This window comes from Nonomuraea sp. NPDC050786, from assembly GCF_040654115.1.
Lineage (GTDB): Bacteria > Actinomycetota > Actinomycetes > Streptosporangiales > Streptosporangiaceae > Nonomuraea.
The window spans coordinates 62459-80465 of sequence record NZ_JBFAHJ010000004.1; the positions used below are offsets into that span (position 1 = coordinate 62459).

At 70.8% G+C, this 18007-nt stretch carries 19 protein-coding genes; 7 read left to right on the plus strand and 12 right to left on the minus strand.

Translation table 11 applies throughout. The annotated features are described in order from the left end of the window. Window positions 1-16: 16 nt before the first annotated feature. Genes AB0H84_RS10240 through AB0H84_RS10250 form a run of 3 tightly spaced genes read right to left on the minus strand, consistent with a single transcriptional unit; the run spans window position 17 to window position 2358 of the window. Entirely contained in the window at window positions 17-943 is a 927-nt protein-coding gene (locus tag AB0H84_RS10240) for a PD-(D/E)XK nuclease family protein (RefSeq protein WP_357601144.1), read from the minus strand. 1 nt (window position 944) lies between these two features. Continuing rightward, window positions 945-1661, minus strand: a complete 717-nt coding sequence (locus tag AB0H84_RS10245; RefSeq protein ID WP_357601147.1) for an MBL fold metallo-hydrolase — start codon at window positions 1659-1661, stop codon at window positions 945-947. Window positions 1662-1704: 43 nt separating this feature from the next. Continuing rightward, window positions 1705-2358 (minus strand): DUF6758 family protein, encoded by a 654-nt coding sequence (locus AB0H84_RS10250; RefSeq protein WP_357601150.1) that lies wholly within the window; start codon window positions 2356-2358, stop codon window positions 1705-1707. A 47-nt stretch (window positions 2359-2405) separates the two neighbouring features. Here AB0H84_RS10250 and AB0H84_RS10255 point away from each other — a divergent pair, with 47 nt between their 5' ends. Then, window positions 2406-2801: an NUDIX hydrolase gene (locus tag AB0H84_RS10255; protein ID WP_357601153.1), complete on the plus strand. Its 396-nt coding sequence runs from the start codon at window positions 2406-2408 to the stop codon at window positions 2799-2801. Here the strand turns inward: AB0H84_RS10255 and AB0H84_RS10260 are convergent, their stop codons facing one another. Together AB0H84_RS10260 and AB0H84_RS10265 are read right to left on the minus strand one after the other, a co-directional pair. Further along, complete coding sequence (locus AB0H84_RS10260; RefSeq protein WP_357601156.1) at window positions 2802-5723, minus strand: hypothetical protein; 2922 nt, start codon at window positions 5721-5723, stop codon at window positions 2802-2804. Window positions 5724-6041: 318 nt separating this feature from the next. After that, entirely contained in the window at window positions 6042-7043 is a 1002-nt protein-coding gene (locus tag AB0H84_RS10265) for a CPBP family intramembrane glutamic endopeptidase (RefSeq protein ID WP_357601158.1), read from the minus strand. A gap of 100 nt (window positions 7044-7143) precedes the next feature. Here AB0H84_RS10265 and AB0H84_RS10270 point away from each other — a divergent pair, with 100 nt between their 5' ends. Both AB0H84_RS10270 and AB0H84_RS10275 read left to right on the plus strand, forming a co-directional pair. Next, window positions 7144-7848 carry a hypothetical protein gene (locus AB0H84_RS10270; RefSeq protein WP_357601161.1) on the plus strand — a complete coding sequence of 235 codons (705 nt, stop codon included), beginning with the start codon at window positions 7144-7146 and terminating at the stop codon, window positions 7846-7848. Beyond that, window positions 7845-8387, plus strand: coding sequence for a DUF6529 family protein (locus tag AB0H84_RS10275; RefSeq protein ID WP_357601164.1), 543 nt, complete (start codon window positions 7845-7847; stop codon window positions 8385-8387). Before AB0H84_RS10270 ends, AB0H84_RS10275 begins: the two co-directional genes overlap by 4 nt. On the opposite strand, the gene AB0H84_RS10280 is transcribed toward AB0H84_RS10275, so the two are convergent. Next, a complete protein-coding gene (locus AB0H84_RS10280; protein WP_357601167.1) occupies window positions 8377-9309 on the minus strand; it encodes a CoA ester lyase in 933 nt (310 codons plus the stop codon). The two genes, AB0H84_RS10275 and AB0H84_RS10280, sit on opposite strands and share 11 nt — an antisense overlap. A gap of 48 nt (window positions 9310-9357) precedes the next feature. On the opposite strand from AB0H84_RS10280, the gene AB0H84_RS10285 reads away from it, so the two are divergent. Continuing rightward, entirely contained in the window at window positions 9358-9726 is a 369-nt protein-coding gene (locus AB0H84_RS10285; protein ID WP_357601170.1) for a hypothetical protein, read from the plus strand. Here AB0H84_RS10285 and AB0H84_RS10290 read toward each other — a convergent pair. After that, the gene (locus AB0H84_RS10290) at window positions 9710-10669 is read right to left on the minus strand and encodes an EamA family transporter (protein ID WP_357601172.1); all 960 of its coding nucleotides are present in this window, start codon (window positions 10667-10669) and stop codon (window positions 9710-9712) included. The two genes, AB0H84_RS10285 and AB0H84_RS10290, sit on opposite strands and share 17 nt — an antisense overlap. 96 nt (window positions 10670-10765) lie before the next feature. Between AB0H84_RS10290 and AB0H84_RS10295 the strand changes: the two genes are divergently transcribed. Both AB0H84_RS10295 and AB0H84_RS10300 read left to right on the plus strand, forming a co-directional pair. After that, entirely contained in the window at window positions 10766-11977 is a 1212-nt protein-coding gene (locus tag AB0H84_RS10295; protein WP_357601175.1) for a CBS domain-containing protein, read from the plus strand. Continuing rightward, entirely contained in the window at window positions 11967-12434 is a 468-nt protein-coding gene (locus AB0H84_RS10300) for a DUF1003 domain-containing protein (RefSeq protein ID WP_357601178.1), read from the plus strand. Before AB0H84_RS10295 ends, AB0H84_RS10300 begins: the two co-directional genes overlap by 11 nt. Here the strand turns inward: AB0H84_RS10300 and AB0H84_RS10305 are convergent. Then, window positions 12418-12879, minus strand: a complete 462-nt coding sequence (locus AB0H84_RS10305; RefSeq protein WP_357601181.1) for a MarR family transcriptional regulator — start codon at window positions 12877-12879, stop codon at window positions 12418-12420. The two genes, AB0H84_RS10300 and AB0H84_RS10305, sit on opposite strands and share 17 nt — an antisense overlap. A 157-nt stretch (window positions 12880-13036) precedes the next feature. Here AB0H84_RS10305 and AB0H84_RS10310 point away from each other — a divergent pair, with 157 nt between their 5' ends. After that, window positions 13037-14170 carry an Mrp/NBP35 family ATP-binding protein gene (locus AB0H84_RS10310; RefSeq protein WP_357601184.1) on the plus strand — a complete coding sequence of 378 codons (1134 nt, stop codon included), beginning with the start codon at window positions 13037-13039 and terminating at the stop codon, window positions 14168-14170. 120 nt (window positions 14171-14290) lie between these two features. On the opposite strand, the gene AB0H84_RS10315 is transcribed toward AB0H84_RS10310, so the two are convergent. The 4 genes from AB0H84_RS10315 to sigE form a co-directional block, all read right to left on the minus strand. Further along, window positions 14291-14659 carry a sec-independent translocase gene (locus tag AB0H84_RS10315; RefSeq protein WP_357601187.1) on the minus strand — a complete coding sequence of 123 codons (369 nt, stop codon included), beginning with the start codon at window positions 14657-14659 and terminating at the stop codon, window positions 14291-14293. 212 nt (window positions 14660-14871) lie between these two features. Continuing rightward, a complete protein-coding gene (locus AB0H84_RS10320; protein WP_357601190.1) occupies window positions 14872-16587 on the minus strand; it encodes a trypsin-like peptidase domain-containing protein in 1716 nt (571 codons plus the stop codon). 167 nt (window positions 16588-16754) lie between these two features. Next, window positions 16755-17276, minus strand: coding sequence for a zf-HC2 domain-containing protein (locus tag AB0H84_RS10325; RefSeq protein WP_357601192.1), 522 nt, complete (start codon window positions 17274-17276; stop codon window positions 16755-16757). Continuing rightward, window positions 17276-17908, minus strand: coding sequence for an RNA polymerase sigma factor SigE (gene sigE / locus AB0H84_RS10330; RefSeq protein WP_185068462.1), 633 nt, complete (start codon window positions 17906-17908; stop codon window positions 17276-17278). Before sigE ends, AB0H84_RS10325 begins: the two co-directional genes overlap by 1 nt. Between the last annotated feature and the right edge of the window lie 99 nt (window positions 17909-18007).

The window sequence follows — 18007 nt, forward strand, 5'->3', positions numbered from 1 at the left end:
GGGCCTTGGGGGTGCGTCAGTCGGCGAGGCCGTCCCATGGGCGGCGGTCTGGGGCCACGGCCTGGCCCTCGGGGCAGTGGCGGCGGAAGTCGCACCAGGAGCAGATCGGCCCCGGATTGGGCGCGAACAGCTCGTCGATCTCGTCCGGCACCGCAGCGGGCCTGACGAGCGGCCGCTCCCCCGGCGCGGAGGCGCCTGGCCCCGAGCGGGAGCCGGCGCCTCCCTTGGCAGGCGGGCCGATGAGGGCGCGGTAGCGTTCGTCGGCCTCCGACGCCTCGGTCGCGAGCTCCTCCGCACGCCTCAGATGGCGGGCGAGGGACTCCTCGGTGTGCCGCCACTCCAGGATCTCGCCGGTGGGCAGGTGGTGGAGCTCGACCGTACGGCAGGGCGTGCGCATCATCGTGGAGGCGGCGGCCGCGTACACGGCCAGGGCGAGCGACGAACGGGCGTCGTCCTGGGTGAGCGGGCGGCGTCCGGTCTTGTAGTCGACCACGACCAGCTCGTCCCCGCGCCGGTCGAGGCGGTCGATGCGGCCGGAGACGGCGATGACCTTGGTACGGGTGGCGACCGTGCGCTCGACGCCCACCGGGTCGTCAGCGGGGTCTAATGTCGCGACATATCCGGACACGAGGTCGCGTGCCCGGCCAAGCCAGTGCCCCGACTGCTCGGCGTCCCTGAAGCCCTCCGTGATCCACCCGTTGGTGAGCAGGATGGCGGCCGTCAGCGGGGTCCGGCGCTCGTACGGCTCCCGCCACCACCCCGCCAGGGCGTTGTGCACGCTCGCGCCGACGCTGTTGTGCGCCCACGCCGGCCCCTTGGATGGCTGCGGCCGGTCCAGATAGCTGAACCGGTAGCGGCGCCGGCAGTCGAGCCAGGCGTTCAACCGCGACGGCGTGCACGAATAGAGCCGCCGCGGCATCCCTTCGAGCGGAAGCTGCTGCACCCTAATTGTCGTCCGGGTTGAGCTTGATCCCGGAGATCCTGGTGCCGTCGCTGAGCGGGCCGTCCTCGTCGCCCGAGGAGGCGTCGCGGGTCAGCGAGCCCGACACCCAGTCGTCGAAGTGCGGCTCCAGGTCGCCGATCGTGACCTCGTCGCCGTGGGCGGCCAGCACCCGCGTGTCGCCGGGCAGCGTGAACAGCCGCCCGCCGATCGAGGTGAGCTGGTCGGCCAGGGCGGGGTATTCGCCGCCCAGCTTGCCGGGGCCGTCGGCCTGCAGGGCCTTGCCGGTGAACACGGCCCCGAGCGCCTCGCAGTAGAGCGAGACGCCGCCGGGCGTGACGCCGGGCGTCTCCAGGACATCGAGCTGGACGTCGGCGACCTCGAAGACGCCGTCGTCCTCCATGTCGATGTCGGGCCAGGTCTCGCGCCAGGTCTCCCGCCACAGGGGCTTGTCCTTGGGGTGCAGGGCGACCACGGCCTCGTCTCTGCTGGCCACCTCGATGGCGGCGGAGACGTGGTCGGGCAGGCCCGCCGTGCAGATGACGGCGAGCACTTCACGCTCGCCCACCTGCTCCAGGATCTTCTCGGCGTCACGCGCCGCGTCGACAACGATCACTTCGTCGTCGTCGCCGACGATCCAGGTGTTGTTCTCGACCTTGTGCTCGGTGCCGTCTATTTCGACGACGCCCTCGGTCACCACTCGCTCGATACGCGCTGTCACGCTTCCGAACTTTAGTCCGTCTGCCTCAGAGCGCGAATCGAGCTCAGTCCTCGAGTCGCGGCGAGAACGCGCCAAAGGGGACATCCAGGTCGTGATCCCGTACGTCGAGCAGGGACAGCTCGGCGAGCGCGATCATGCAGCCGGCGTCGGCGGGCCAGGCGATGGCCCACAGCCAGTTGCCCATCGCCTCTCCCGCGTAGACGGCCCGGTCATCGGCGCCGCCCACGCACCAGAGCGCGGTGGGATGCCCGAGTACGTCGATCTTGGCGTTCGGCGGACCCGAGTCGAACCCCTCGCCGGGGTCGGGGCCGTCGAGTCCCGCGAACGCCGCGCCGAGCCCGACGCCCGGCTCCTCCGCGATGACGAGGAGATCGGCGGGTCCTTCCATGAGCGAGGGCCCCGTCAGCGCCACCACGCTGGCGCGGGCACCGGTGCGCTGGTCGCCCACCTCGCCGAACCCGGTCACCAGCCAGCCGGCGGGCAGTGGCCAGGGCAGCCACACGGGCACCACCGCGCTCTTGCGTATGGCCTCCAGCGCCGTACTGGTCGGCGGCCAAGGAGGCTGATACGGCAGGACATCGCCGTGCGTGTCGCATCGAAACGCGCTCGACCACGCACTCGGCCCGTGAAGCGGGCCAAAACACCGTGGACAGGTTGGAGCCGCTCTCACAACTACCCACGGTGCTTTCTCCGGCACCGGCCCGTCAAGGGCGCTTCTCGTTGTCTCGTCGTAATCTTGGTCATGTGCGCGTAAATTGTGTCGGCGCGATTATTTTCGATGCTTCTGACCGGCTGCTTCTCGTCAAACGAGGGCGGCCGCCCGGCATGGGCCTGTGGTCCATTCCCGGCGGCCGGCTGGAGCCCGGCGAGAGCGACGCCGACGGCCTGCGGCGCGAGGTCCTGGAGGAGACCGGGCTGCGGGTGGACGTGGGCCGCCTGGCCGGCACGGTGGACCGTCCCGGCCTCGGCGGGGCCACGTACGTGATCCGCGACTACCTCGCCAGCGTGACGGGAGGGGTCCCGGCCGCCGGTGACGACGCCGCCGACGTGCGCTGGTGCGACATGGAGGAGCTGGTACGGCTGCCGCTCTCCGAAGGGCTCCTCGAGTCGCTGACCGGCTGGGGCGTGCTCCCCCGCTGACTATCTGTTCGAGGTGAGGCTGGAGGTCCACAGGATCAGGTGATCGGCGTTGTACGTCGTGGACCGGCCGAGCGCCACCACCTCCGACCCCGACACCGCCACGGCCGAGAGCCACTGCGCCCCCTGCCCGGCCAGCCGGTCCTTCGTCAGCGCCATGCGGTTCCACGACAGCCCGTCCTGCGAGGTCCAGGCGGCGCTGTCGCCTTCGCCGGGCACGCCGTGCCAGCCCACCGCCACCAGGCCCTCATCGGCCGCGGCCAGGTCGTACACCGCCGCCGCCTGATCCGCGGGCAGCCAGGCCGTCTGCCAGCTCGCGCCGTCGTCGTCCGAGACGGCCGCGAACGCGCGGCGGGAGCCGCCCGTCACGGCCGTGCCGATGGCCACCAGCTTGTCCTGATAAGTCGTGATCCGTCGGAGTCCGGCCGCGGTGGCGTCCGGTGGCGTCACGCGCTTGCGCGAGCTCCAGTTCACGCCGTCCGGGGAGTACCAGACCACGCTGCTCTCCTGGTCGGCGCCGCCCGAGCCGCCCACCGCCACGTAGCCGTCCCCGGTGGCGACGGCGTCGTGGATCCGCACCCCGGAGCCGCCCTGCGGCAGCTTCTTCGACCTGGTGAACTTCCGCAGGTCAGGCGTGAACCACAGGGCGGCGCGCGTGGCGCCCGCCTGGTCGCTGGACTCGCCCGCCAGCACGTACCCCTTCTTCCCCGCCGTCACCACGTGGGTCTCCAGGTAGGGATCGTTCGGGTTGCGGGCCAGATCGCCGGTGACGTTCACTCGCCGCCAGCTCTCGCCGTCGTCGGAGGCGACGAGGAGGGGGTCGGTGACGGAGACGTTCGTCTCGGTGGAGCCGACGGCGAGCCAGCCGCGGCTGCCGTGTGCCACGTCCTCCAGCGACTGCCTGCCGGGGCCGCCGAGGCTCATGGACTTCCAGCTCCGCCAGTCCCTGATCGTCCACAGGCCGGCGTCGCCCGAGGCCGAGCCGACGGCGACGTACCTGCCGGCGTAACTGGCCAGCGCGGTAGTCTCGCGCGCGATCCTGGTCAGGCCCTCCACCTGGCCGAGCTGCACGCGCGAGGCGTTGCCGCGCGGGGGCGAGGCCACGAGCACGAGCTGGTTGTCGACGTCGGAGGCCGCCTGGTCGCCGCCCGCGAACAGGGTGCCGCCGTCGGAGATCGTGAACCCGCGCAGCGTCGCACCCGGCAGGTCGCCGAGGTCGGTCCGCTTGGCCCACTGGCGCCCGTCGGCGCTGGTCTGCACGGAGTAGCGGCCGAGGCTCGCCTGCGAGACGGCCGCGACGCCCGACGGGTAGGAGATCAACGTCTCGACGCCGGGGCTCTCGCCGCTCAGGCCGGCCATGGAGCCGCACTGCGACCACTGCGCCCCGGTCGGGGAGCAGTAGACACGTACGTCGCCCGCGGGCGTGCGCGTCCGCCACGGCGCCAGCACGAAGCCCTTGGGCAGCACGGCCACCGTCCCGGTACGCGGCATCGCCTCGAGGAGCAGGAAGTCGGTCGCCTGCCAGTCGCGTCCGCCGTCTGCCGAACGGAGCACCCGCGATCCCTCGCCGACCGCGGGGGCTCCGATGGCCACGACGGTGTCGCCCTTGGCGACGACCGCCTTGATCTCGCGTACCTCCAGCTCCCTGGTCTCGACCCGCTCCCAGGTCCTGCCGTCGGCGGAGCGCCAGGCCGCCGGGCCCGTCCCGCCGTCGTCCCCTGTCGTACGTCCCACCGCCACGAAACCGGACGCCGTCCTGGCGATGTCGTTGATCTGGTCACCGGCCCTGAACGCGGCCAGCCCGGACGCCTCCACGGCCGTCCAGCTGAACCCGTCGGTGCTGGTCCACAGGCCGCGCTCGGAGCCGCCGTCCCCACCGGCGGCCAGCCAGCGCCCGTTGCCGCCGACGACCCGCTGGACCGTGGGGGTGGAGGCGCCGTTGACCTGGCCGAGCTGCCAGTTCTTACCGCCGTCCGGGGAGAACAGGAAGAGCGGGCGCGGTGTCGGGTTCGTCGTGTCGCTGCCGACCGCCACCACCGCCCGGCCGACGGAGGTCATGTCGTTGAGCTTCTGGTTGACGCCGTCGCCGGCCGCGGGAACGGTGAACAGGTCGTCTCCGGACCGCCCGGTGCCCGCCTCCAGGCGCAGGCCGGGGGCCTCGTCCGTGGTCCACTGCCACACGAGCACGCCCGCGGCCACCAGGACCGCCACGGCCAGCGTGAGGACGACGGGGACGGCCCTGCTGCGGTGGCGTACGGGGCTGGACCTGCGTACGGCGGCCGGGGCCGGGCCTCTGTGGTGCCTGCCGCTCGAGCCCTGCGGGCGGGGCGGGCCGGTGGCGACGAGAAGGTCGGGCCGCGCGGGCCGCCCGGCCGGGGGCCGCCCGACCCGCCGCACCTCGGGCTCGCCGTCCTCGAACTCGCTGTACTCTCCGTGCCGCCGCTCGAGCTCGCCGCCCTCGTCGTGCCGCCGCTCGAGCTCACCGTCCTCGTCATGCCGCCGCTCGAGCTCACCGCCCTCGTCATGCCGCCGCTCGAGCTCACCGTCATCTCTGTGCCGCCGCTCGGCCCCGGACGGCTCCTCGTCCTGCTCCGGAGCCGTCCGCTCCACCGGATACACCAGCCGGTACGGAGGCTCGCTCCGAGGCGCGGCGGTCTCCCGTTCCCCAGCCTCAGATGAGGACGCGGGCTCGGGCTCGGGCTCGGTTGGCGGCGCGGCGTCCACGTGCGGCTCGTCGCGACGGGCCGTCTCCTGTGGCGGATGGACGGGCGCGCCGGCCACGAGCTTGTCCGGCCGGTTGACCACGCGCCGGGTGCGGCGGCGCGGCTCGGCCTCGGGCTCCGCCGTCGGAGAGCTGTACGGCCGGCGCCCCTTGGGCGGCTCCTGCGGCTCGTCCTCCGGGACGGGGGCGGCGAAGGGCGGCATGCCCCAGGGCGAGGTCAGCGGTAAGCCGCGCGCCCGATCGTCGGTGGGACCCGGGGGTGAATGGCGGATCCTCGGCTCTTCCGAGGTGTGCGGTTCAGACGCGCCCTCAGGACGCGGGTCGTCGTCACCCGGCGGTCGCCGAGGCGGTTCGCTGGGGCCGGAGGCCACGCGCCGTACCTCCTGTTGGTCGAACTATTGGTCGAACTCGTCGTACGGGTGGAATCAGGACGCTGTCCCGTTCCACAGGAACCAGACCAGCATGACTCAGCCGGAATAGCGAGACCTCTCTAGCGAGATTCCCGGCACCTCACACCCGATTCATCCGGAAACGTTGGCAATTGACCGCTTCTTGGCTATATACAACACACCAAACGCATACACCCCGAGCTGCACCACCGTTCCCGACAGCGCCTCCCAGGGAACCGGCATCGCCCCCTGGCTCAGCGCGTCCTGCAGCTTCCCCGCGGCGGCGGCGAGGCCGAAGGCCAGCAGGTTGTTCAGGACGTGCAGCGCGATCCCCGCCTCCAGCCCGCCGGTCCGCACCGTCAGCAGGCCCATGACAGCCCCGAACCCGAACACGTCGACCAGCCCGGCCCACGAGTACCCGTGCAACGACATGAACAGCGCCGAGCCGAGCAGGATGGACCAGACCGGATTACGCACGTGCACGCCCATCGCCTGCACGAACCACCCGCGGAAGAAGTACTCCTCCGCGGCCGCCTGGAACGGCACCAGCAGGACGATCACGACGAGCGCGGGCAGGAAGCCGGACCACCCCGCCCAGCCGAACAGATCGGCGTCCTCGCCGGACAGCGTCAGCACGAGAGCCTGCGTGCTCTGCCCGAGCACCAGCGCCAGCAGGGCCAGCCCGAGGCAGCTCAGCAGCCAGGACCAGCGCAGCCGCCCGGCCACGGACGAGAGCGTTCCCGGGCGCCTGCGCTGGACGAGCGCCGCCGTGCCCTGCACGAGCAGGATGACGGGCGCCAGCGACATCAGCAGCACGGCCAGCGAGAGCACCGGGTCGCCGAACAGCGCGCCCTCGGCGTGGAGCGGCGCCGGGACGCGCAGGAACGTCGACACCGCCCAGCCGATCCCGAGCATCACCACGCTGAGCAGGAGGTATCCCGCGGCGATGATCAGCGTGCCCCCGATCGCCCGCCAGGGCTGCGCGGCGGCGGTCCTGGCGAGGTGGTCGTAACGGACCCCTCGAGGTGTCGGCAGGAACCAGGACGGCGGCGGTGGCGGCGGCTCGTACGAGTGGACCGGCGACTGAGGGCCATGGCCGTACGGAGGCTGCTGCCCCGGGAAATTCTCCTGCACCCATCCATTCTGTCCGCCTGATGCGCAATAGTTCACAGACGGTCCTCTGATTTAGGCGGATGCTCGGAGTCGTACGGCATTTCGACCCTGGGAGCAGTCCATGTCAAGGCTGGGACCTGTCATCACCCTCACGGCGGGGGCAGTGCTCGCCGTGGGGCTGGGTGTCGCCAGCGTCATCGCGACACCGGCGGCCGGAAACGAGGCCGCCAACACCGCCGCGGAGGCACCACCCGCTGCGGAAGCCACCGGCGAGAGCACGACGGAGACACCGACCGCCGCACCAACCGCGGAGCAACCGGCGCCGAAGAAGATCCCCAAGGCGGACTACGGAGGCTACGTCAAGGGCAACGGCGGCCTCATCGCGCTCTCGGTCAGAGACGGCAAGGCCATCGGCTACTTCTGCGACGGCAAGGCCGAGGCCTGGTTCAAGGGCACCGAGTCGGACGGCGAGCTGCGGCTGACCGGGTTCGGCGGCGCCAGGGTCACCGCCGCTCTGGGCGGCGGCCGGGCCAAGGGCTGGGTCGCGGTCGGTGATCACAAGTGGAGCTTCGTCGCGCCCACGGTGGTCAAGCCGTCGGGCCTGTACCGGGCCACCGCGCTCGTCAGGGGCGCCAAGCTGAGGGCCGGCTGGATCGTGCTGAAAAGCCCGAAGGGCGGCTTCACCCAGGTCGGCGCCGCGTTCGAGGGCGACACGCAGGTGCCGATCCCGCAGTTGCGGGGCGAGCGGCCCACGGCGCCCGTGACAGTCGACAGCACCACGGTCTACCCGAAGGACGTGGACGGCTTCATCGAGGAGATGCCATGACCGCCGTACCCCAGCCGTCGCGCAGCCTGACCCCGCTCCTCGTGCCGCTGCTGGCCGGCGGCCTCGCGGCACTCGCGCTCGGCGTCTACGGGCGGGTGCACACGCCCACCGGGTTCGCCGTGGGCGTGGCCGGGTTCTCCGCCGCGCTGCCGATGAAGGCGTGGCTGACGACGGGCGCGTTCGTCCTGGCGATCGTGCAGGTCGTCTCGGCCCTGTCGATGTGGGGCAGGCTCGGGATCAGCATCCCGCCCGCCGTGCACCGCTGGTCGGGGCGGCTGGCGTTCCTGCTCACGATCCCCGTCGCCTTCCACTGCCTCTACGCCCTGGGCCTGCAGTACGACGTGCCGCGGGTGCTCGCACACTCGTTGCTCGGCTGCTTCTTCTACGGCGTGTTCACCGCGAAGATGCTGGCGCTGCCCAAGCGCGACGCGCCCGGCTGGACGCTGCCGGTGCTCGGCGGGCTGGCGTTCACCGCGCTGGTCGGGATCTGGCTGACGTCGTCGTTCTGGTTCTTCACCGCCATCGGGCTCAAGGTGTGAAGCTCTTCGTCCGCCTCAGCCCGGCGGCCCGCCCCTTGGCCGCCACGACGAGCGCCATCTTGCGCGAGGCCTCGTCGATCATCTCGTCGCCCAGCATGACCGCGCCGCGCTTCTCGACCGTGGTGTAGTGCTCGTACGCCTCCAGGATGAGCTCGGCGTGGTCATAGTCCTCCTGCGACGGCGAGAACACCTCGTTGGCCGCGTCCACCTGGGAGGGATGGAGCACCCACTTGCCGTCGAACCCGAGCGCCGCCGACCTCCTTGCGGCCCGCCTGAAGCCCTCGACGTCCTTGATCTGCAGGTAGGGGCCGTCGATGACCTGCAGGTCATGCATCCTGGCCGCCATGAGCAGGCGCATGAGGATGTAGTGGTAGGCGTCGCCCTCGACATAGCCGGGCGGCTGCTCGCCGACGACGAGCGTGCGCATGTTGATCGACGCCATGAAGTCGGCCGGGCCGAACACCAGGGTCTCCAGGCGCCTGGACGAGCCCGCGACGGCGTCGGCGTTCACCAGGCCGCGGGCGTTCTCGATCTGCGCCTCGATGCCGATGCGGCCGACCTCGTACCCCATCGTCTTCTCGATCTGGGTGAGCAGCGTGTCGAGCCAGACCACCTGGGTGGCGTCCTGCACCTTGGGTAGCATCACGCAGTCGAGGAACTGCCCGGCCCCCTCGACGACCTCGATCACGTCCCGGTACGTCCACTGCGTCGTCAGATCGTTGACCCTGACCACCCGCGTCTTGCCGGTCCAGTCGCCCTCGCGCAGCGCGGTCACGATGTTCGTGCGCGCCTCCTCCTTCGCCATCGGCGCGACGGAGTCCTCCAGGTCGAGGAAGACCTCGTCGACGGGCAGGGTCTGGGCCTTCTCGAGGAAGCGGGGGTTGCTGCCTGGCACGGCGAGCACCGAACGACGTGAACGCATGCGCCCACGCTAGCGCCGAGGTGCGGTGGGGAGGGCTACAGTCGAGCTGTGACCGACAACGCCGCGGCCATAGAGGAGGGCGCCAAGAAGTCCGGCATCCTCTGGCTCACGCTCGACCGTCCCCGCCTGGCCTGGCACGCCTGGCACGACGGGGCGATCTACCTCGTGACCGGTGGCGGGGAGCAGGAGCTGCCCGGTCTGGAGGCGCTCGACCAGGTCCACGTCACGCTGCGCAGCAAGGACAACGGCGCGCGGCTGGTGGAGTTCGAGGCGGCCGTCTCGGTCGTCGACCAGGCCGCGGCGGCCGACGCCGTGGCGGTGCTGGCCAAGGAGCGCCTCAACGCCCGCGACAGCGAGCACCTGACCGAGCGCTGGGCCCGCGACTCCACCGTCCTTCGCCTCACCCCTGGCGGCTGACCCCGAGGGGCTGCTCTTCTGGCTCCACCACCGGTGACGGCTGGGCGCTCCCGGTCGCGGTCTGGGCGAGCAGCGCGCCGGAGAGCACGAGCAGGCCCCCGACGATCTGGAAGACTCCGAGCGTCTCCCCGACCAGAGCCCAGGCCAGCACCGCGCCGCCGATCACCTCCAGGGACGCGACCGTGGCGCCCACGGCGGCCGACAGCCGCCGCACGGCGTTCACCCCCAGGATGTACGCGAGCACCGTCGCGACCACCACCATCCACAGGTACGCGCCCAGCACCGGCAGCGACCGGCCGCCGTCCGGCGTGGCGGTGGCCGTGAAGGCGTCCCATGGGATGTCCCACGGCCGGGCGAACGGGATCAGCACCACGGCGGCTCCCGCCATCCCCCAGGCGATCAGGCCGAGCGGGTCCACGTCGTCGCCGAAGCTATCGTTCATCAGGAAATATCCGGCGCAGCAGGCCCCGGCCAGCAGCCCGAGCAGCAGGCCCAGCGCGTCCAGCCGCATCCCCTGCCACGCCTCGACGACGATGGCGAGGCCGACGACTGCCACGACCGCCCCGATGTAGGCGGCGCGCGCGAGCCGTACCTTCCGTACGAACCGCACCCAGGCCACCACCATCACCGGCGACATGAACTCCAGCAGCAGCGCGATCCCCACCGGCAGCCGGGTGATCGCCACGAAGTACAGCGACTGCACCCCCGCCACCGCCATCACCGCGTACAGCGCGAAGAACGGCAACCTCGACCGGGGAATGCGCAGGGCCCGCGGCTTCACCACGGCCAGGACGGCGAGCAGCAGCAGCCCCGCGCCCGCCATCCGGGCCCACACGGCCTCGATCGGCGTCAGCCCGGCCGCGATGAGGTACCTGGCCATCGGACCCGAGAACGCGAAACACCACGAGGACACGAACGCGAGCCCCAGCCCGGCATATCTCATAGCTCACTACCTGCCCAGTAATTACCGTTAAGCACGTTGGATACTGACATGTGAGGCGTCGGGGGCGCAATGGAGGACCACTGTTAGCCTGAGCCCGTGCAGATCTTCGTGGCCCGGCTGCCCGGCACCCCGGTCTTCGACCCCGCTGGAGATCAGATCGGCCGGGTCAGGGACGTCGTGGTCGGCCTGCGCATCGGCCGCCGGCCCATCGTGCACGGCCTGGTGGTGGAGGTGCAGCCGCGCCGCAGGGTGTTCCTGCCGATCACGCGGGTACGCCGCATCGAGGCGGGAGCCGTGGTCTTCACCGGCCGGCTCAACATGCGCAGGTTCGAGCAGCGCGCCACCGAGACCCTGGTGGTCGGCGAGATGCTGGACCTGGCCGTGGAGGTCAACGGCGAGCCCATGACCGTCTACGACGTGGCCATGGAGGAGCTCAAGCCGTCCACCTGGGAGATCATCAAGGTCGCCCTCTACAAGGGCAGGCGGCGCGACCCCAGGATCGTCGCCTGGGAGGAGGTGTCCGGGTTCGACAAGCTGCAGAAGGATCAGGGCGCCGCCGGGCTGATCGCCGCCTTCGAGTCGCTGCGCGCCGCCGACATGGCCAGCGCGCTGCACGAGCTGCCCAGCAAGCGGCGCATCGAGATCGCCCGCGCCCTGAACGACGTCCGGCTGGCCGACGTGCTGGAGGAGCTGCCGCCCGACGACCAGATCGGCATACTCGGCACGCTGGAGCCCGAGCGGGCGGCGGACGTGCTGGAGGAGATGGGGCCCGACGACGCCGCCGACCTGCTGCACGACCTGCCGGAGGAGCAGGCGGCCAGGCTGCTGGCCCTGATGGAGCCGGACGAGGCGGAGCCGGTCCGGCGGCTGCTGACCTATCCGGAGACCAGCGCGGGCGGCGTGATGACCAGCGAACCGGTGATCCTGCCGCCCACCGCCACGGTGGCCGAGGCCCTCGCCCACATCAGGCAGCAGGACCTGACACCCGCCGTCGCCGCCCAGGTCTACGTGACCCGGCCGCCCACGGAGACGCCCACGGGCACGTACCTGGGCGTCTCGCACTTCCAGCGGTTGCTGCGCGAGCCGCCCTCCACCCTGCTCGGCGGCGTCATCGACCCGTCGATCGACCCGATCAGGCCGGAGTTCTCGCTCCGTGAGGTCACCTACTACCTGGCGAACTACAACCTTGTCGCCGCCCCCGTCGTGGACGAGCTGGGCCGGCTCGTCGGCGCGGTGACGGTCGACGACGTGCTCGACCACATGCTTCCCGAGGACTGGCGCGAGAGGGCCGACGAGAGTGACGACTGAACGACTGGACCAGCCGCGTGCCCTGCGCCGCACGTTGCGGCCGCACTACGACCCTGAGGCGTTCGGCCGGCTCTCCGAGCAGATCGCCCGCTTCCTCGGCACCGCGCGCTTCATCGTCTACATGACCGTGTTCGTGGGGCTCTGGGTGGTCTGGAACGTGGTCGCGCCGCCGAACCTCAAGTTCGACCCGTATCCGTTCATCTTCCTCACGCTGATGCTGTCGCTGCAGGCCAGCTACGCCGCGCCGCTGATCCTGCTGGCCCAGAACCGGCAGAGCGACCGCGACCGCATCCAGTACGAGCAGGACCGCGAGGCCGCAGAGCGCAACCAGGCCGAGATCGAGTACCTGACCAGGGAGATCGCCGGGCTGCGGCTCGCGCTGAACGAGGTGGCCACGCGCGACTACCTGCGCACGGAGCTCGGGCGGCTCCTGGAGGAGCTCAAGGAGCGGCGGTGACGTCGAGCTTGGCGACCATCGAGCGGATGCGGGAGATGTCGCCGGCACCCAGCGGGCCGAGGAAGTGGGCCCTGATGCCGCGCAGGTAGGTCGGCGTCGCCTCGGCCAGCCGCGCCGCGCCGCGCTCCGTCAGCACGGCGAACAGCCCGCGGGCGTCGTCGGCGCACGCCTCGCGCGAGACCAGCCCGTCGCGCTGCAGCCGGTCGATCAGCCTCGTCAGGCCGCTGCGGGAGAGCAGCACGCGGTCGGCGAGGTCGTTCATGCGCAGCCGCCGCGCCGGCGCCTCCGCCAGCTGCATGAGCACCTCGTACGAGGCCAGCGGCAGGTCGTGGGCGACGAGCAACTCCGCCTCGAGGTGGCGGGTGATGCGCACCTGAGCGCGCTGCAGCATCCGCCAGACCGCCAGCTCCTCGGCGGTCAGGCCGTCGTCGCGCAGAAGAGTCACGGAGTAACCTTAAGACGTTGTTGCACAGACATCTAACAGCACGGATTAACTCAGCGAGGCCTCCGGTTCATACCATGGAGGGGCACCCTCACTGGCGTCCCGCGCCTACACATATACCGACTAAGGAGGGACGGCACTCCCTCGTGCCGAGACTTCGATGGCACTAACCCAGGAACAGGTGACGGCCGCCCTCGCCACCGTCATCGACCCCGAGATCCGTCGGCCCATCACGGACCTCGACATGGTCAAGAGCATCGATATCGCTCCCGACGGCGTGGTGCGCGTGGGCGTCTTCCTCACCGTGTCGGGGTGTCCGCTGAAGGACACGATCCGCCGTGACGTCACGAACGCCGTCGCCAGGCTGGACGGCGTGACGGGCGTCGAGATCGAGCTCGACGTCATGAGCACCGAGCAGCGCAAGGCCCTCCAGACCAAGCTGCGGGGCAACCGCGGGCCGGAGAAGGAGATCCCGTTCAACCAGCCGGGCTCGCTGACCCGCGTCTTCGCGGTCGCCAGCGGCAAGGGCGGGGTCGGCAAGTCGTCCGTGACGGTCAACCTGGCCGCCGCGATGGCCGCGGGCGGCCTGAAGGTCGGCATCGTCGACGCCGACATCTACGGCCACAGCGTGCCGCGCATGCTGGGCGCCGACGAGCTGCCCACCAAGGTCGAAGACATGATCATGCCGCCGGTGGCCCATGACATCAAGGTCATCTCGGTCGGGATGTTCAAGCCGGAGGGCAACACGCCGGTGGTCTGGCGCGGGCCGATGCTCGACCGGGCGCTCCACCAGTTCCTGGCCGACGTCTACTGGGGCGACCTCGACGTACTCCTCCTCGACCTGCCTCCGGGCACCGGCGACATCGCGATCTCGGTGGCGCAGCGGCTGCCGACGGCGGAGATCCTGGTCGTGACGACGCCGCAGATGGCCGCCGCGGAGGTGGCCGAGCGGGCAGGCTCGATCGCCGCGCACACGCACCAGCAGATCGCCGGGGTCATCGAGAACATGGCCTGGCTGCCCTGCCCCCACTGTGACGAGCGCATCGCGGTGTTCGGCGAGGGCGGCGGTCAGACCGTCGCCGACGCGCTGACCCGCACGCTGGGATCACGCGTCCCGCTGCTCGGCCAGGTCCCGATCGACCTCCGCCTCCGCGAGGGCGGCGACGAAGGCAAGCCCCTGGTCCTGACCGATCCCGACTCGCCGGCCGCCGCCGAGCTCCGCAAGATCGCCTCCACCCTGACCAAGCGCTCCAGCAGCCTCAAGGGCCTCCACCTCAACCTCTCCCCCCGCTGAACGGCTCCGGCCCTCTGAATCGGCCGACTCGGGTCGCCATTCAGAGGGCTGTGCGGGCCTCAGAGGGCCATATGGGCGGTTTTGGGCCACGGTGGGCATAGAGGGCTGCTGGGGAGTGCGTCAGGTCGCCTCTGAGTCGTACGGGGGCACTTCCCCGTAGCCCAGCTGCTCCACCACCGGCTCCGGCGGGTACGGCGCCATGGTGGCGGGCTCCAGCTCGCGGGACTTGCTGTTGCTCCAGTCGTCCTCGAGGTCGTCGAGGAGATGCTTGCGGACGAAGTTGCGCGGGTTGAGGTCGGCCGGGTCGAAGTTCTGGAACTCGGGGCCCAGACCGGCCCGCAGGTCGTCACGTGCGTTATTGGCCATCCGCCGCAGGTTGCGCAGCGTCTTGCCTGCCTGTGAGGCGGCCTGAGGCAGCTTGTCGGGACCGAAGACGAGGAGCGCGATGACGATCAGCGCTCCGATCTCCATCCACCCGAGATTGAACACCGTGAGCTCCTACCGCAAGTCCAACCCGCCGAGGACACCCCCGGCCTATCCACAGACTAAGGGCTTCTCCGGGTAGGTCGGTCGTCCCCCCTCGGTCATATCACCGACATCCCCGCCGTACAGCCCCTCCCGCCCAGACGGCCGGGCGGGTCCGTTACGGCGGCGCACAGGGGAAGCCCCTGGAAGGCCGGTCACCCACGTCGATGGGGTGCTCAGGACGGAGTGGGTGTGGGCTCGTCTTCGGAGGTGACGGTGAGGGTGGCGGTGTGGTCCTGGCCGGCGCGCTGGTACTTGATGGTGATCTTGGATCCCGGGGCCTTGCTGCGGATCAGGGCGATCAGCTCGTTCCCGTCCTGCAGGGTCAGCCCGTCGATCTCCAGGATCACGTCGCCCGCCTTCAGGCCGGCCCTGTCGGCGGGACCGTTACGGTCCACCGGCTGGCGTCCCCCGCTCGGCCCAGAGGCGATCTTCACACCCTGGCCCTTGTACTCCTTGTCCAGGACGATGCCGATCCTGGGCCGCTTGGCCTTGCCCGTCGTGATCAGCTCCTCGGCCACGCGCCGCGTCTGGTTGACCGGGATCGCGAAGCCCAGGCCGATGCTGCCGCTCTGGCTGCTCTCCGAACGGCCGAGGGTGGCGATGGCCGAGTTCACCCCGACGACCTCGCCCTTGCCGTTCACCAGCGGTCCGCCGGAGTTGCCGGGGTTGATGGCAGCGTCGGTCTGGATGGCGCTGATGTACGCGGGCTCCTCGGTGCTGGTGCCGGACTCGTCGCCCGCGATGACCGGGCGGTTGAGCGAGCTGACGATGCCGGTCGTCACCGTGCCGGTCAGGCCCAGCGGGGAGCCGATCGCGATCACCGGGTCGCCGACCACGACCTGGTCGGAGTTGCCCAGGGTGATCTCCGGCGTCCCGAACGTGTCCTCCGGCTTCACCACGGCCAGGTCGGAGCCGGGGTCGCGGCCCACGATGCGGCCCGAGGTGGTCTTCCGGTTGTTGAACATGATCCGGATCTCGCCGCCCTTGGCGGCCAGGGCGACGACGTGGTTGTTGGTGACCACGTAGCCGTTCTTGATCAGGAAGCCTGATCCGGTCGCGCCCTCGGTGGCGGTGCCGGCCTCGATCGAGACCACGCTGGGCAGCACCCGCGCGGCCACGCCCGCCACCGACCCCGGCTCCCGGTTGGTCGCGCCGGCCGTCGGCAGGGGGCCGAGGCTGTAGGAGGGGTCGTTGCTGTCGCTCGTCCTGGTGAGCAGGTACGTGCCGACGCTGGCGAGCAGCGAGGTCACCAGAGCGATGGCCACGGCGGTCGAGACGAGGAAGACGGTGCTCGGTACGCGCCTGGGACCGCGAGAGCCCGGCGCGCCCGGGGGCGGTGGCGCCCACGCCGCACCCAGGGGAAGCGCCTGGCGCGGCGGTGGCGGCGGTGTTCCGCCACCTGAGGGGCCGGACGGAGGCGGCCCGCCGAACATCGGCGCCTCGTAGGCGCGCGTCCCGTTGTCCGGGCCACCGTAGACGCGCGTCCCGTGGTCCGGGCCACCGCCGAACGAGGGCCTCTCATAGGAGCTCGAAGGGCTCTCGTAGGAACCGCCGTACGAGGGGCTCTCGTAGGAGCTGCCGTACGACGGGTTCTCGTAGGAGTTGCCGTACGAGGGGCTCTCGGGGGAGGCGGGAGCGCTGAACGAGGAGTTGGCGAACGACGGGGCGCCATAGGAAGGGCCGCTCGGCGGCGACCCCCCGTACGGCGGCACTCCCGGGGAGGAACGGCCCGATGGATCACCCCAGGAGGTGCCGAACGAGGCGGGCGGCTCCGGCCGCGGGCTCGGCACGTCGAGGGAGTCGTCCGCGGGCAGGAAGTCCGGCCGCCCCTGTGGTTCGGGGTAGTCCGACGGCGTGCGTCCTTCGGTGGGGCGCGTCTCGTCGGTCATCTAAGTTCACCACTCCTTGGCTCGGCCACCGCAATCCTCGCTCTTGCGGCATACGAGGGTTATAAAGCATTTGTCAGGAATCGCTCATGACAAATCCTGGAACCAGATCGTATGCCCCATGAGCTGCCGAGTACGCCAAGTCCCGGTCTCCCAGGCATAGCCGAAGGTCAAGGAGTGGCGGTCGAAGGCACGCCGGCCGGCGTCGTCCGCGGCTGCTGGAACAGCTCCACCGGGGGCGCCGGATTGTTCTGCCCGACGCCGGTGGCCGCGAAGAAGGTGCCGAGCGCGACGGCCGCGGAGACCACGCCTACCGCCACGTAGGTCGAGCGCCGTCTACCGCGTCCAGGGCCCGTAGCCCCACCGGTGGCGTCCCTGCGCGGGCGGTTGTCCAGCGGAGCGATGGTGTGCGGCCCAGGGATGGGCACCCCGCCGAACGTGCGGGTGGGAAAAGGGCGCTCCCTCGGGGGCAGCGGCCCTCCCGGCTCCCCCATCCGGAGCAGGGACATCGTCAGGTCGGCCGGCATCGCCGGCCCGTCCAGCGAACGCAGGCGCGACTTCAGCGCCCGCATCGAGTCGACCTCTTGCCTGCAGTCGGCACAGAAGGTCAGGTGTGCCAGCGCGCGTTCGCGCTCGGTGTCGTTGAGCTCACCGTCCACGAGCGCCGAAACGCGTTCTCCAAGATGCGCCATCAGACTTCCTCCCCACGGATCACGGTCGGGGGGAGTTGGGAATTACGGGGGGCTCGATGATCGAGTGCTTCCCGCAACTGCGCCCGGCCACGGTGAATACGGCTTCGGACCGTACCCAGCTTGACGCCGAGCGTGGCCGCGATCTCCTCATACGACAGGCCCTCGATGTCACACAGCACGATCGCGGCCCGGAACTCCGGGGCGAGCGCGTCGAGGGCGGCCTGGATGTCCGGCTCCAGGTGAGCGTCGTCGAACGCCTGCGCCGGCGACGGCTCCCGGCCGCGCAGCCGCTCAGCGGCGTCGTCGGCCAGCCCCTCGAACCTGATGCGCTGCTTGCGCCGCGCCATGTCGAGGAACAGGTTCGTCGTGATCCGGTGCAGCCACCCCTCGAACGTGCCGGGGGTGTAGCTCGACAACGATCTGAAGACCCGGACGAAGACCTCCTGAGTCAGGTCTTCGGCATCGTGGACGTTGCCGGTCAGCCGGTACGCCAGCCGATACACGCGTGCGGAATGCGTCCGCACGACTTCCTCCCACGTAGGAGGAGTCCAGTCAGACGACACGGGAGTATCCGCCTGGTGGTCGCTTTCGTCCACCAGAACTCCTCTCTTTGGGACCACCGCTACCGCCATAGTGCCTGGTTTCGTCCCTTCGTGCGCACTGCTGCCTTCGGACCGGCAAAGCCCGTTTAAACCTGCAACGCCTTAGGACCCTCCTGAGTTCCCGTCCTG